This window comes from Streptosporangiales bacterium (genome assembly GCA_009379955.1).
GTDB lineage: Bacteria > Actinomycetota > Actinomycetes > Streptosporangiales > WHST01 > WHST01.
This window is the reverse complement of sequence record WHST01000156.1, coordinates 1-13321: the sequence shown is the minus strand read 5'-3', so window position 1 is coordinate 13321 and position 13321 is coordinate 1. Positions and strand designations below refer to the sequence as shown.

Annotated in this window: 17 protein-coding genes and 1 pseudogene; 6 read left to right on the top strand and 12 right to left on the bottom strand. The window is 68.3% G+C overall.

Translation table 11 applies throughout. The features are described 5' to 3' along the window. From GEV10_29385 to xth, 6 genes are all read right to left on the bottom strand, one after another. Positions 1-444, bottom strand: a 444-nt coding sequence (locus GEV10_29385; GenBank protein MQA82527.1) for a DoxX family membrane protein, incomplete at its 3' end; no start/stop codon positions are given. A 193-nt stretch (positions 445-637) separates the two neighbouring features. Beyond that, positions 638-1957 carry a hypothetical protein gene (locus GEV10_29380; GenBank protein ID MQA82526.1) on the bottom strand — a complete coding sequence of 440 codons (1320 nt, stop codon included), beginning with the start codon at positions 1955-1957 and terminating at the stop codon, positions 638-640. Next, entirely contained in the window at positions 1957-2313 is a 357-nt protein-coding gene (locus tag GEV10_29375) for a hypothetical protein (GenBank protein ID MQA82525.1), read from the bottom strand. Before GEV10_29375 ends, GEV10_29380 begins: the two co-directional genes overlap by 1 nt. Positions 2314-2366: 53 nt before the next feature. Continuing rightward, positions 2367-3032, bottom strand: coding sequence for an AAA family ATPase (locus tag GEV10_29370; GenBank protein MQA82524.1), 666 nt, complete (start codon positions 3030-3032; stop codon positions 2367-2369). Positions 3033-3041: 9 nt separating this feature from the next. Next, entirely contained in the window at positions 3042-3365 is a 324-nt protein-coding gene (locus tag GEV10_29365) for a transcriptional regulator (GenBank protein MQA82523.1), read from the bottom strand. Between the two features lie 59 nt (positions 3366-3424). Beyond that, on the bottom strand, positions 3425-4288 hold the full coding sequence (gene xth, locus GEV10_29360) for an exodeoxyribonuclease III (protein ID MQA82522.1): 864 nt from the start codon (positions 4286-4288) through the stop codon (positions 3425-3427). Between the two features lie 42 nt (positions 4289-4330). Here xth and GEV10_29355 point away from each other — a divergent pair. Continuing rightward, positions 4331-5161: pseudogene (locus tag GEV10_29355) on the top strand (3-beta hydroxysteroid dehydrogenase). A gap of 20 nt (positions 5162-5181) precedes the next feature. On the opposite strand, the gene GEV10_29350 reads toward GEV10_29355, so the two are convergent. The 3 genes from GEV10_29350 to GEV10_29340 form a co-directional block, all read right to left on the bottom strand. After that, a complete protein-coding gene (locus GEV10_29350) occupies positions 5182-6105 on the bottom strand; it encodes a hypothetical protein (GenBank protein ID MQA82521.1) in 924 nt (307 codons plus the stop codon). A 97-nt stretch (positions 6106-6202) separates the two neighbouring features. Next, the gene (locus GEV10_29345; GenBank protein ID MQA82520.1) at positions 6203-6589 is read right to left on the bottom strand and encodes a VOC family protein; all 387 of its coding nucleotides are present in this window, start codon (positions 6587-6589) and stop codon (positions 6203-6205) included. Further along, on the bottom strand, positions 6586-6879 hold the full coding sequence (locus tag GEV10_29340; protein MQA82519.1) for a metalloregulator ArsR/SmtB family transcription factor: 294 nt from the start codon (positions 6877-6879) through the stop codon (positions 6586-6588). The genes GEV10_29345 and GEV10_29340 overlap by 4 nt, the downstream gene beginning before the upstream one ends. A gap of 213 nt (positions 6880-7092) precedes the next feature. On the opposite strand from GEV10_29340, the gene GEV10_29335 reads away from it, so the two are divergent. The 4 genes from GEV10_29335 (at position 7093) to GEV10_29320 (ending at position 9798) form a co-directional block, all read left to right on the top strand. After that, entirely contained in the window at positions 7093-7761 is a 669-nt protein-coding gene (locus GEV10_29335) for a TetR family transcriptional regulator (protein ID MQA82518.1), read from the top strand. After that, positions 7758-8519, top strand: a complete 762-nt coding sequence (locus GEV10_29330) for a hemerythrin domain-containing protein (protein MQA82517.1) — start codon at positions 7758-7760, stop codon at positions 8517-8519. The genes GEV10_29335 and GEV10_29330 overlap by 4 nt, the downstream gene beginning before the upstream one ends. Further along, the gene (locus GEV10_29325) at positions 8258-9016 is read left to right on the top strand and encodes a hypothetical protein (protein MQA82516.1); all 759 of its coding nucleotides are present in this window, start codon (positions 8258-8260) and stop codon (positions 9014-9016) included. Before GEV10_29330 ends, GEV10_29325 begins: the two co-directional genes overlap by 262 nt. A 68-nt stretch (positions 9017-9084) precedes the next feature. Continuing rightward, positions 9085-9798, top strand: coding sequence for a hypothetical protein (locus GEV10_29320; GenBank protein MQA82515.1), 714 nt, complete (start codon positions 9085-9087; stop codon positions 9796-9798). Positions 9799-9818: 20 nt separating this feature from the next. On the opposite strand, the gene GEV10_29315 is transcribed toward GEV10_29320, so the two are convergent. The 3 genes from GEV10_29315 to GEV10_29305 all read right to left on the bottom strand — a co-directional run bounded on the left by GEV10_29315 (position 9819) and on the right by GEV10_29305 (position 11628). Beyond that, on the bottom strand, positions 9819-10316 hold the full coding sequence (locus GEV10_29315; protein MQA82514.1) for a pyridoxamine 5'-phosphate oxidase family protein: 498 nt from the start codon (positions 10314-10316) through the stop codon (positions 9819-9821). 261 nt (positions 10317-10577) lie between these two features. Then, the gene (locus tag GEV10_29310) at positions 10578-10946 is read right to left on the bottom strand and encodes a hypothetical protein (GenBank protein ID MQA82513.1); all 369 of its coding nucleotides are present in this window, start codon (positions 10944-10946) and stop codon (positions 10578-10580) included. A 298-nt stretch (positions 10947-11244) separates the two neighbouring features. Then, the gene (locus GEV10_29305; GenBank protein MQA82512.1) at positions 11245-11628 is read right to left on the bottom strand and encodes a metalloregulator ArsR/SmtB family transcription factor; all 384 of its coding nucleotides are present in this window, start codon (positions 11626-11628) and stop codon (positions 11245-11247) included. A gap of 104 nt (positions 11629-11732) precedes the next feature. Here GEV10_29305 and GEV10_29300 point away from each other — a divergent pair, with 104 nt between their 5' ends. Continuing rightward, a complete protein-coding gene (locus GEV10_29300; protein MQA82511.1) occupies positions 11733-13184 on the top strand; it encodes a flavoprotein in 1452 nt (483 codons plus the stop codon). Positions 13185-13321 lie beyond the last annotated feature (137 nt).

Here is a 13321-nt window from a genome sequence, read left to right as displayed (position 1 = left end):
TTTGATGACGTACTGGCCGGTGAGGGTGGGGTAGCCGGGGAACATGTCGCCGAAGAACAGCACGAGTGGGGACATGATGCCGACCATGGCGGCGGCCATGACGAGCAGTCCCAGGCGCAGGAACTTCCCGGTCAGCATGGTGACGCCGATGACGCATTCGATGGTGGCGATGACCGCGAGGGCGGTGCCGTCGTGCAGGAGGCCGAAGGTCAGTGTTTCGACGGTGCGGACGGCGAGGTCTTGGGCGGGGCTGGCGCCGGGGATGAACTTCAGGGCGCCGAAGAGCAGGAACACTACTCCGAGGCTGATACGCAGGGCGGTGATGCTGTGCCTGGCGAGCAGGTGTGCGGCGACGCGTTGTGCGCGGTCGAGGAGGGTCTCCGGGCGCTGGTACGCGATGGTCGGGTCGGTCTTGGTGGGCCGATGCAAGGTGGCGTTCGACATTGTCTTCTCCGAGCGGTTCGAGAGGGGCTCCCGGTCGGGTGCCGCGTCATGCCTCACACTCCCCGGAAACCACACCCACGGAATCCGCCCCACAGCGACACTTGGACCGGGCTCGCGGGCGTATACCCCGACCCGAACCCTTACGTCGCGAGGAGGTCGCCCCTACGTTCACCGACGTATCCGAGCGTCGCGGCTACCCGGTCTGGGTCTCGGCGATCGGGGTCTCGTCCCCGATGGGGACGTCACCCAGGGCGATGTCGAGTTCCTTGACCAGACCCTCGGCGTACGCGGCATCGGGGCTGTCCTTGTTGTCGCTCAGCCACGCCAGCAGGTTGCTCCTCGTCTGCTCGGCCTCGCCGACCCAGTCGGTCTCGTTCGCTCCCCGGTCGTTGAGCCGCTGTTGGTAGGCGAGGTCGGCGATGGTGCCCGAGCCGTCGTGCGCGGTGTTGCCCGTGCCGGGGGAGTAGTAGCCGGAGGCGAGGCTCGCGAGGCGCTGGTCGTCGACGTGCGCCTTGACGGTGCCGTCGCCGTCGATGACCGCCGGTTTGGCCTCACCGTCAGGATTCACCTGCGCGACCAGCGCCATCACGACCTCCGTCGCCAGGATCGCCGCGCCCGCGACGGCCGAGACCCTCGCCGGGATCTTGAGTAGCCGGGCGAGCGCCTCTTCGGGGGTCAGTGTCGCCCCGACCTCCAGTGCGGTCATGAGGTTCGCCGTCAGCAGCGCGTCCACGTCGCCCTTGAGGAGATCGAGGACCGGACCGGCCATCGGATGCCCCTCGGACAGGATCCGTTCGATGACCTGACCGAGAAGGCGGTTGTTCTCGTTGATCTGCATCAGGTCCACGCCGTCGTCGATGTTCTCGACGGTCGTCAGCATCAGCGAGTCGAGTGCCTGCCAGGTGGCGGCGTTCTCGACGATCTGCTGCCGGTCTGCCAGGGCCCGGTCGAGTGCGTCCTGGTTGGCCTTCAGCGCGGGCGCGTACGCGGTGTCGGCCAGGAACGGCTCGTTGTCGGTCAGCATCTCGAAGGATGTCTTGGCGCTCAGGTCGGCGGCGGTCGCGAGGCTGAGTGTCTGCTTGATCGCGGCCTCGAGCTTGAGCCGTTCCGCCTCCCAGTAGTCGTAGGAATCGGCGGTCGCCTCGAAGTCCCGGCCGTGGACGACGGTGCCGTCCTCCTCGACCCAGAACCTCTGTGACTTCGCCCTGTCGTTCAGGTCCTCGAGGTTCGACCTCAAGGTGGCGATAGCGTTGCTCAGCCCGATCACGACCTGGGCGCCGGTGTCCATCTGGATCGCGGTCGTGTTGAGGCCGAGCCGGCTGATCTGCAGGGTCGTCACCGCCTCCGGCTGGCCCTCGCCCATCCAGATCGTCTTGGAGTCGATGGTGTCGTGGATCGGGTCGAAGTTCGCGAGCGCGGTGTTGGCCGCGTCCCTGGCCTCGCGGTACCCGCCGGTCCCGTCGTCGGCCGAGGTGGCGTGGAGCAGAGCCGACTTCGTCAGCAGCCGGCCCATCAGCGGGCGCTCCCCGCGCTGGATCCGCTCGGGTCGTACGTGGGATCGGGGATCTCGTCGCGCGGGTAGGCGCCCTCGAACTCCGTGACGTTGGCATGGTCGGTCGAACCGACCGTGTTCGCGGTGACCTGAAGCTTGTCGCCGACGCTGCCCAGCGTGGTCTGCAGGTCACCGAACACGCCCTGCCAGGAGACGTGGCAGCTGATGTACGCGTTCGTGCAGGCCAGCCCGCGCGGCACCCATCCTCCGGCGAGTGCGCTCTTGCCCGGAGGCACGTCGACATCGCCGACCGTCCGGCACTTCCTGCCCTCGGCCAGCACCGCCGCCGGGTCCAAGTCGATCGCGCCGCCTGTCATCCGTGCCGCCTTCCGAGCCGACCGTCGACTCCTCGCAGCCAGACAACAGGTGGTCACTTGCGTGGTGCTAGCGCCTCGCCTGCGCCCGGTACCGCACGATCGAGGCCGTCGAGCACCCACGAGTACGCGGTGTCGACGACCGCGTCCAGCGACAGGGCGGTGGTGTCGACGAGTCGCACCGGTGGCGCGAGCGTGGGGCCCGACGTCCGGAGCCATGCGGCGAACTCCAGCATCTCGGCGATGCGTGGCTCGTCCCATTCGCGCCACGCCGGACGGCTCCGCAGCCGGGCGGTCAGGACCTCGGGTTCGGCGACGAGGGCGAGGTAGTGGATCGCGGAGAAGAACGACCGCTCGGGAAGCGACTCGAGCTCCGGCGGTGCCACGGTGCCGCAGAGCACGACCGGGCGACCGCTCTGGTGGATCATCGCGGCCATGCGCAGCCAGGTCGACCGGAACCTCGGATGCCCGTCGACGTCCTCACGCAGCCCCGAGATCCACAGCACGTCCTGCTCGAGCACGACCGCGCGGTCGGCGAGCCGGCGGGCGAGCTCCGGGCCGACGGTGGACTTGCCGCCGCCGCTGGGCCCGGTCAGGGCGAACAGCGGCAACCTGCGGAACGGCCAGCGGTGTCCGCACCGCGTGCACTCCCGTGATCCGCCGGAGACCACCGGCAGGTCGGCGCGGTCACCGCAGGATGGGCAGATCCTCAGGTCGAGCAAGGAAACGGGCTAGTCGAAGAGGTTCTCGAGGAAGCTCTTCCTGCGCTTCTGGCCGTGACCGTACGGCCGGGGCGAGTCGCCGTAGCCACCACGGTACGGCCGCGGCGAGTCGCCGTGGCCGCCGCGATACGGCCGGGGCGAGTCCCTGTGGCCACCGTGGTCGGGTCGATACGGGGGCGGGGCCGCCTGCGCGTAGTAGGAGCTCTCCGCACCCGCGATCTGTTCGAGCTCGCCGCGGTCGAGGAAGATGCCGTGGCACCCCTCACACTGCTCGATGTGCACGCCGCCCTTGTTGACGGTCTTCATCACGTTCTGGCATTTGGGGCACGTCATGAACGGAGCCTATCCCGATCGGTCACGGTGTCTCGCGTGACGCCGGTGTCGAGCGGTTGTCAGCGCGACTGCGGCAGCCGGCTGGTGCCGCGCTTCGCGGCCGGTGCGGACGGAGGCGGCACCATCGGCCCGACGTCGCCGTCGGGCGCTTCGTCGAGGTCGACGATCACGGGTGCGTGGTCACTGGGACCGGTGCCCTTGCGGGCGTGTCGATCCACCCAGGCAGCCCGCACCCGGTCGGGCACGTCGCCGCCCGCGAGCACCAGGTCGATCCGCATGCCGAGGTTCTTGTGGAACATGCCCGCCCGGTAGTCCCAGTAGGTGAAGACCCGCTGGTCGGGCCAGCGGTCACGCACCACGTCATGCAGCCCGACCGCCTGCAGCTCGGCGAGCGCTGCGCGTTCCGGCGAGGTGACGTGGGTCTGCCCGGCGTAGGCGTCGGGGTCGAACACGTCGGCGTCGGTCGGCGCGATGTTCATGTCACCGCAGACGACCACGGGGTCGGGTCCCGCGGCGACGACGCCGCGCAGCACGTCGAGCCACGCCAGCTTGTACCGGTAGTGGTCCGAGTCGGGCTCCCGCCCGTTGGGCACGTAGACGGAGTGGACGCGTATCCCGCCGCACGTCGCCGACACCGCCCGCGCCTCGGGATCGGGGAACCCCGGCGCGCCGTCGAGACCGGGCACCACGTCGTCGAGGCCGACCCGGGACAGCAGGGCGACGCCGTTCCACTGCCCCTGGCCATGGACGGCGGTCGCGTACCCCCGCCGGGTGAGCTCGTCGTCGAGCAACGCCCGGAAGGCGTCGTCGGCGAGCTTGGTCTCCTGCAGGCACACAACGTCGGGTCGGCGTTGATCCAGCCACGGCAGGAACCGGGGCACCCGCTGCTTGATCGAGTTGACGTTCCACGTGGCGACCCGCATGACCCCACAGTAGCCACGCGTCGGGAGTCAGCTCCACCTGCCGCCTCCGTCGCTGCTCTCAGCGCGGCCGGGCCCAGGTGCATCACGGCACTCTTGATGACCTCGACGGCCTGCGGAGTGCGGCTGCCGCGTCGGATGGCGTGATCCACCTCGCGTTCAAGCACGACCTCGCCTTCTCCGGGAACTTCCAGGGCGCTGCCGACGCGGATCGCCGCGCCGTCGAGACATTCGGCGAGGCGCTTGCGGGTTCTGACCGGCCGTTAGTCATCGCCTCCGGGACGCCCGGGCTCGCACCGGGGCGTGTGGCGACCGAACGGGACGGGCACAGTCTCGACCCGGCTGTGGCCGCCGAGAGCGACGGCCCGCAGGCCCGGTTGGCCACCGCCGAGTTGGGGCTCTCCCTCGCTTCCCGCAGCGTCCGCTCGTCAATCGTGCGACTCCCTCCGACCAATCACGGCGAAGGAGATCAGGGCTTCATGTCGACCCTGGTTCGCATCGCCCGTGACACGGGCGTCTCCGGCTACATCGGCGACGGGACCAACCGCTGGTCCGCCGTGCACCGCCTCGACTCCGCGCACCTGTTCCGCCTCGCGCTGGAGAAGGCCCCCGCGGGATCGACGCTGCACGGCGTCGCAGATGAGGGCGTGCCCATCCGCGACATCGCCGAAGTCATCGGCCGCCAGCTGAACCTGCCAGTGGTCCATCTCTCCCGCGGACGCAGGCGAGCACTTCACCTGGCTGGCCGGCTTCCTCGCGGCCAATCGCCTGGCCTCGAGCACACTGACCCGCGAGCTGCTGGGGTGGCAACCGACGCATCCCGGGCTCATCGAGGATCTCGACAAGGGCCACTACTTCCATGACCCATCCGCATGACCAGCCGCACCCGCGGGAGGTCAGAGAGCGATCCAGCCGCTGCGTGCATGCCAGTGTCGTCCGGATCGGAGATGGGCGACGAATGCCCTTCGCAGAGACGTGTCTCTTGGTAGCTCTGCGAGTAGGTCCGAGGTAACCGGATCACTCTGGCTTGGCCGGCCGAAGACGTACTGCAGCATGTCGCCGTCTGACCGATCGTCATCGTCGGTTTCTCGTGGTTTCAGCTCGAAGCGCTGGGCGAATCGCGCGATGTTCGACTGCTGAGGGAGATACTCATGGAGCTGCGGATCGAGCAACCAGGAGTGGCAGACGAGGCTCGTCACCGGCTCGTCAGGAAAATGGCGGCCGAAGAACTCGCGTGCCTGATCGAGCGACTCATCGCAAGAACCTGGAGACAGCGGCGCGCCGGACGGGATATGCATGTTCAGGAGGAGTCCCGTCGTGCCGTCCGGGCATTCGCCGTAACCACGGTCGTACGCCAAGCGACCAAGCTGGTACTCGGCCCCCCTGAACCTCAACGGTGGGCACCACTGTCCGAACCTCCCGACCCCGCCGACCCCGTGCACCGACCGGTGCTGGGCCATCATCGACCCGAGATTCGACAGCGTCTCCCACGACGTACCGTCGTCGATGCCGCGGTCGGCGTGGTAGCGGAGTGTCTCCGGTAGGACAGCCAGATAGAGCCAGACGTACAGATGCAGGGCCACCGGGTCAGCTGCGGCCGCCATCGCCGCGAAGCCGTGATACCCGCTGGGTGGAAGCCCGGAACCCATGTGCGATATCACGTCCCGATAGCAATCCTCCAGATGTCGCCACAGCCCTGGATGCCCCCGCGGATCAGGCCGCGCCGCCAGGGCCTCCTCCCGGTCCTCGGGAGACGCGCCCAGCCACCGCAACAACCGCGCCGCTTCCATGTTCGAGGGAAGTTCGAGCGCGTGACCCAAAGTTCCGTGGACCTTCGGTGGTGGCCCGGCAACCATCAGGCTCGGCCATCCCTCCCGCAGGCAGGCCCGGCGTTCCGCCGGCCTCCAGGTAGTCGCCCTACGCCGACTGCACGATCTGGATCAGGTTGCCGCAGGTGTCGTCCAGCACCGCAGTGGTGACCTGGCCCATCTCTATCGGCTCCTGGGTGAATCGCACTCCGAGCTCGTGCAGCCGGTTGAACTCCGCGTGCACGTCGTCCACGGCGAAGGCGGTCATCGGGATGCCGTCTGCGACCAGTGCCTCCCTGTACGGCTTCACCGCAGGGTGGCCGGCGGGCTCCAGCAGCAGTTCGGTCCCGTCGGGATCCTCCGGCGAGACCACGGTCAGCCACCGGTCCTCGCCCACCGGGACCTCGGTCTTCTTCACGAAACCCAGCACGTCGGTATAGAAGCGCAGGGCCCTGTCCTGGTCATCGACGAAGACGCTGGACAGGTGGATCTTCATGGTGTGCTCTCCGATTCGTCGGGCCTGATCCACCGCTCGGCGATGCGCTTCAGCGGTGTTGTGTTCAGGTCATGGAACTTGTAACGGCCCTCCCGTCGGCTCTCGACCAGCCCGGCGGCCTCCAGCACGGCAAGGTGCTGGGAGACCGCTTGGCGCGACATGCCGAGTTGGTGCTTCATGCTCAGCCGCGAGCAGATCTCGAACAGAGTCTGTCCTCGTCGCTCGGTGAGTTCGTCGAGGATCTTCCGGCGGGTAGGGTCGGCCAAGGCCTTGAATAGTTCGTTGGCCACACCCCCACCATAGGCAAGTACTCACTTGCCTGTCAAGGTCGAGCCCTCTACACGCTCGCGGCTAACCCGGTACCACTACACGCCCGCTGTGATAACTGCGACTGCCTTCGAGCCTGCTGTCGCGCTCCATTGAAGATCAACTATCCGAGCGTCCTGGCGGCTCCCTGGCCGAGCGACCTCCGCGGGTAGACATTCGCTACATGCTTGTTCTAGATTGCTGCCGTGAACACTTCGCCGGCGCGTGCCCGCAGCTATGACAGCCCGGTGCGGCGGGCGAAGGCGGCACGCACGCGGGCGGCGATCTTGGCCGCAGCACGTGAGTCGTTCGAGACGCGTGGTTGGCAGGGGACGACGATGCGGGAGATTGCTGCTGCGGCGGGGGTTGCGGTCGAGACGGTTTACGCGATGGTGGGTTCCAAGGCGGCGATTCTCGACCGGCTGATGGACGTCGCGGTGGTCGGTGATGAGGAGCCTGTGCCGTTGCGGGACCGGCCGGAGTTCCGGCGGCTCAGCGAAGGAACCAGGGCGGACAGGGCTCGCGTCGTGGCCGAGTTGATGTGGGACATCAACTCGCGGGTCGGTGGTCTGGAGCGTGCCGCGCAGCAGGGCGCCGTCGTCGAGGAGTCCGTCGCCACCCTGCAGGCCGACAGTCTTGCCCGCAAGCGGGTCACCCTCCGGGAGGGGCTCGATCTGATGGGTGTCGCGTCGCCTACCGAGGAGCAGGTGATCGGGATTCTCGCGGTGACGAGTAGTGACGTGTACCTGCTGTTGACCCGGGAGTTCGGCATCGACCGACAGGGGTATGTCGGCTGGCTCGCTGCCACCATCCGGGAGCACCTTGCGCGGGGCGCTCTGCGGCGTTCGAGGAGGACGCCGTCATGAGCCGCGAGCCAGCGGGTCGGGAGTTCGCGGGTCGGGAGTCAGCGGGTCGGGGGGCAGAGGGCCCGGCCGATATCCAGGACATGCGGATTGTGCACTCGGCGTTGCGCCGCGACCTGGAGCGGACCCGGATCGTGCTGTCCGACGCGGCGACCACCCTCACCGATCGTCGCCGGCGCGCGATCGGTGAGCATCTCCTCTGGCTGATGCACACCCTGCATCGACACCACACCGGCGAGGACGAGCACGTCTGGCCCGAGATCAGGCGTCGTGAACCGTCCGCGGGACCGCTGCTGGATGAGATGGACACCGACCATCGACGGATCGCCGAGCCGATCCGGGAGATCGAGCAGGTCGCGGCGTCCCTGGTCGCCGGCACCATCGGAGCCTCGGAGGTGCTGGCGTGCCTGGCCAGGCTGGAAGATGCGGTCCTGCCGCACCTCGCGCGGGAGGAACGAGAAATGATGCCGGTGGTCGCGCAGGTACTGTCCCGCAGCGAATGGAAGAAGCTCGGGCACCGCGCATTCCTCAAGGGCAAGCCGTTGTCGGATCTGGCTCTGGAAGGGCACTGGGTCATCGACCACGCCACGCCGGCCGACCGACAGCGGATGGTGACCGAACTCCCGGCCCTGCCACGGTTCATCCTGCTGCACCTCCTGGGTGGCCGGTACGCGCGGAGGGCCAAGGCGCTCTGGGACGACACGCCGGCGGCCGCGCTGCCACCGCTGTCGGCCGAGGCGAGGGAAGGACGCCGCCGATGAGACTGCGGCAGCAGGGAACGATCGAGGAGCTGCTACCGGCCCCACCCGAGGCCGTCTGGGCCGTGCTCACCGACCCCACCCGGATCGGCGAATGGAGCAGTGAGTGCCGCACCGGTCGATGGCTGGACGATGCCCGCGAGCCCGTGGTCGGGGCCCGATTCACCGGCTCGAACAAGGTCCGGTGGATGAGGTGGTCGCGGGCCTGTCGGATTCTGGACGTCGACCGCCCCCGGCAGTACGTGTTCGAGACGATCAGCCGATCCGACAGCTCCCGCTGGACCTACCAGCTGGAACCGGTCGGTGTCGCGACGCGGGTTCGGCAATCATTCGACGTACGCCACATGTGGCGAGTGCTCGAGGTACTGGTCACCCGCCTCGTCCCAGAACACCTCGACCGGACTGACTCCCTGCGAGCCGACCTCATCAGACTCGGCCAGGTCGCGGCGCGAACCAGCACGCTGCACGCGTCCAGCAACCGGCCGATCGACGTTGGTTGACTCGCGTGGCGAAACGGCACGTGCCGCTGGAGTACGACACGTGCCGCTGGAGTACGAAAGGAGGGGGTGTGGCCAGGTTCGATGGTGCCAGCCGGTATCGGCTCGCCGGTGCGCTCCTCGTGCTGGCGTTCGTCTCCTTCGCGGTCGGCGCCACGTTGCCGCTGATGGGTGGCAAGGGGAACGCCAACATCTTCACGCTGCCGGTGCGGGAGCACCTGCAGGCCGTGGCGGGCAACTCGGCTGTCTGGTGGTGGGCCAACCTCTTGATGGGCGCCGCCGTGGTGATGCTGGTCGTTGGGATGACGATGGTGACGACGATGCTCGAGCGGGTCGACGAGCGGGTGTTGTCCCGGATCGCCCTGACCGGGTTGCTGCTGGCGGCTCTCCTGTGGCTGGTCTACTCCGCGTTCAGGTCCACCGTGACCGTGAGTGCGGCACAGGAAACCGTCCTGACCGGCGCCGTGCCGCCCTACTACGAGCCGTTGGCCCGATGGGCGTCCGGGTTGTTTCAGGTCTACATCGTGCTCGGCTGTCTGGGCCTGGCCGCGCTGGGTGGCTCGCTGGTACTGGCCGAGCTGGTCCCCGTCTGGGCAGGCTGGGCCACCCTCGCCATCAGCGCGGCGACGCTGGCGCATCTACTGAGCACCGGCGACACCTTGCCAGCCTTCCATTACATCCCCGTCCTGTTGATCGGCATCCTGCTGCTGAAACGTAGAGGACCGCTGCCACCCGCAGCCCTGTCCACGGAACGAGCGAAGAAGGACGACGCTTTCTCCGGTTAGACCAGCTCGACACGATCCGGTCACACCAGCCACCGCCCGGAGCTCATCAATGTTCGTCCGCCGAGCTCGGCGAAGGAACGCCATGCCTGCAGCCGAGCCGGGGTGAGCTGAAGGTAGACGAGTCCCGGTACTTGGCGTGGATCTGGGCCGCCGCGCAGCAATGACGCGTGTGCTTCCGCGATGATCGGATCCATGCGGTGAGGATCGACGACGGTGATGGAGCCGTCGATCATGACCAGGTCGTACGGGTGGCCGATCGCCACCCGAGCTCGGCCGTCGGCGGCGGCGTTGGCAACGGTAGGGCTGTTGAGGAAAGTCGCGAATGTGAGTACGTCGCCGTTGAAGTGGAACAACAGTGGTACGAGGTGGGGGCCGCCGCCACGAGTGCTGGTGGCCAGCCAGGCCGTGGTCTGAGATCGCAGCAGTTCCAACGCGTCGCTCTTACGCTGTGCGGCCGGTCGCGGCGGTGGTACTGCTTCGCTCGGATTCGGATCAGGCACGCCATCTGTCTGCACGATCGGTAAGTCTGTACTTACCGACGCCTGACGTCAAGCTCGGACGGTCAGCCAGGACGACGTCGCTCGCCGACGACGGCGGCCGGCGGTGCTGGGCAGCGGCGATCTCATCGAGCACGAGTCACGGCTCCGGGGGCCGGATCACATTCGCGCTGACGGGTGCGTCCGGCGCGCAGTACGGACGCGGTCCGCGAGCGCATCCAGGAACGCGGCGCGAAGTGCCCCGCGTGGGTGAGCTACACGCAGGGCTCTTCGCAGGCCCACTCAGGTGTAGGTCTTCCGAGAGTTCAGGGAGGTCGTGCCCTTGGCATGGTGGACGACACCGATCGTCGTGCGGAAGTCCTCGCGAATCACGAGGTTCCCGGTGCAGTTGCCGCCTCGGTCGCCCGCGGAGTCGCGGACCCTGTACCACTTTCCGTTGGACCTCTTGATCGCTGCTGTCGCCTTGCCCGTATAGGACTTGACGCAGAGCGTGTCCGTCTTGTCGTCCCACGTCACGCGTGCGTCCGGCGATGTCTTGGTTTCGGGGTTGTCGACCTTCAGTGTCGCGTCCGCAGCCAAGGCCGGCGTAGCAGCGATCGTCACCGCGGCCAGTGAGATGCCGATGCCGGCAAGAACCGTCCGTGCTCTCATGAAACAAGCCCTCCCGTTTCGTCTCGGTACGTGCTCGTGCGGTGGTTCCGTCGAGATCATGACCGACGCATGCTCGGGCGTCGTGCGACGTACGTTCGCCTCGTGTAAGACTTCCGCCGTCCTTGCCATCCGAGGGCAACCGCTCGCCAACCGATCGGCTGTCGGACGTCGTAGGTGAGCTGACCGACGAACCTTGGGGAGTACACCGCTTCTTCGTCGAGGACCCGAGCGGCACGGTCGTGAACGTGCTGGCACACATCTCCTGACTGCACCGGCAGCCGGTTGACGTGAGGGGGGGTCAGGGGGCCCGTGTCGTGGCGGGTGGTGTGCAACAGGCGGTCGCGCCCTCGGGGGTGACGGCGGCCAGACTGGCCAGCAGCTGCACCGGCGCGGCCAACGCCTCGCAGCACAGGGCGTAGACGTTGCTGCGTCCCTTCGGGGTGACCGTGACCAGTTCCTGCTGCCGCAGCGGCGCGAGGTGGTGGCTGACCAGGGTCTGGCTCATGCCGGTCGCCTCGGTCAGTTCCCGCACCGTCCGGGGGTGCTCGGCGAGCAGCAACAGCAGCGTCAACCGGTGCTCGTCGCCCAGCGCCTTCAGGCGCGAGGCGAGCGCGCGGGCACGCTCGGCGACCGAGGCATCGGCGGTCACGTCGACCAGGGCGACGTCCAGCTCGCGAGTCATGTTGCTAGTAAAGCACATGTTGCTATCAACAGTGGAACCTGTTTATAGTGACGAGCGTTGGAAGAGAGACGCCTGGAGGAATCGTGAGCGAACAGCAGGTCAGCGTGGGCACAGGCCCGGTGGTGGTGATCGGGGCGGGGCCGGTCGGGCTTGCGGCCGCGGCGCACCTGGCCGAACGGAGACTGCCGTTCCTGGTCCTGGAATCCGGCGTGACGGTCGGTGCGTCGGTCGAGCAGTGGGGGCACGTGCGGCTGTTCAGCCCGTGGGAGTTCGACATCGACAGGGCCGCACGGCGGCTGCTGACGGCAGCAGGGGTATCCCTACCCGTTGACGCCGGGTTGCCGACCGGAGCCGAGCTGGTGCAGGACTACCTGCAGCCCTTGGCCAAGGTGGCCGAACTCGCGCCGTACCTGCGATTCGGCGCGGAGGTGGTGGCGATCAGCCGCGTCGGGACGGACCGGGTGCGGACCAGGGATCGAGAGGCTGCGCCATTCGTGGTTCGGCTGGCCACCGGGGAGGAGATCACGGCTCGGGCGGTGCTGGATGCGTCCGGGACCTGGCGCCAGCCGAACGTGCTCGGCGGCAACGGGCTGCCCGCACACGGCGAGACCGACGCCGCGGAATGGATCGACCACGCGTTGCCGGACGTGCTCGGCGCCGACCGCGACACCTACGCAGGCCGCCACACCGTGGTCGTCGGCGCCGGTCACTCAGCCGCCACCACCCTGCTCGCCCTGGCGCAGCTCGCCGATGCCGAGCCCGGGACCCGGATCACCTGGGCGATCCGGTCCGCGGCACCCGACCGTGCCTACGGTGGCGGGGAGGACGATCAGCTGCCCGCCCGTGGCGCGCTCGGCGCCGGGCTGCGGAGGCTGGTCGACAGCGGTCGCGTCGACCTGGCCGCCGACTTCACCGTGCGCAGCGTCAGCCCCCGGGCCGACGGCACTGTGGAACTTCGGGCCTCCGGCGGCGATCGCGTGATCGTCGCGGACAGGATCGTCGCAGCGACCGGGTACCGCCCGGACTGGCGGCTTGCCAGCGAGTTGCGGCTGGAGCTGGACCCCGTCCTCGAAGCGAGCAAGGACCTCGCGCCGCTGATCGACCCGAACGTGCACTCCTGCGGCACCGTCTACCCGCACGGCGTGGACGAGCTGTCCCACCCCGAGCCCGGCTACTACGCCGTCGGCGCCAAGAGTTACGGCCGCGCACCCACGTTCCTGATGGCCACCGGCTACGAGCAGGTACGCTCCATCGTCGCCGCGCTTGCCGGCGACTGGGACGCCGCGCGGCAGGTGCAGCTGGAACTCCCCGAGACCGGGGTCTGCTCCGTCACCAATGGACTCGAGGCGATCACCAACGAACTCGGACTGCCGGCCGACGTGCCGGACAAGGTGATGACCGCAACAGCCAAACACATGGCGGAGGCCGACACCGCCACCGACGCGGTGCTCGCCGCCGCTGACGAGCTCGGCCTCGATCACACCGCTGCGTTGCGGTTCGCGGCGTTCGCGGCCGACCAGGCCGGCGAAGCCCGACCGCAGTCGACCTGTGCGTGAAGCGTCCCGGGTTTGATGCCGCTTCCTTTCTTGAGAAGGATGTGGATCATGCCCCGGAAGTATCCGAAGGATCAGCGTGAGCGTGTGACCAGGATGGCGTTGGAGCGTCTGGGTGAGTACTCCTCGGCGTGGGCGGC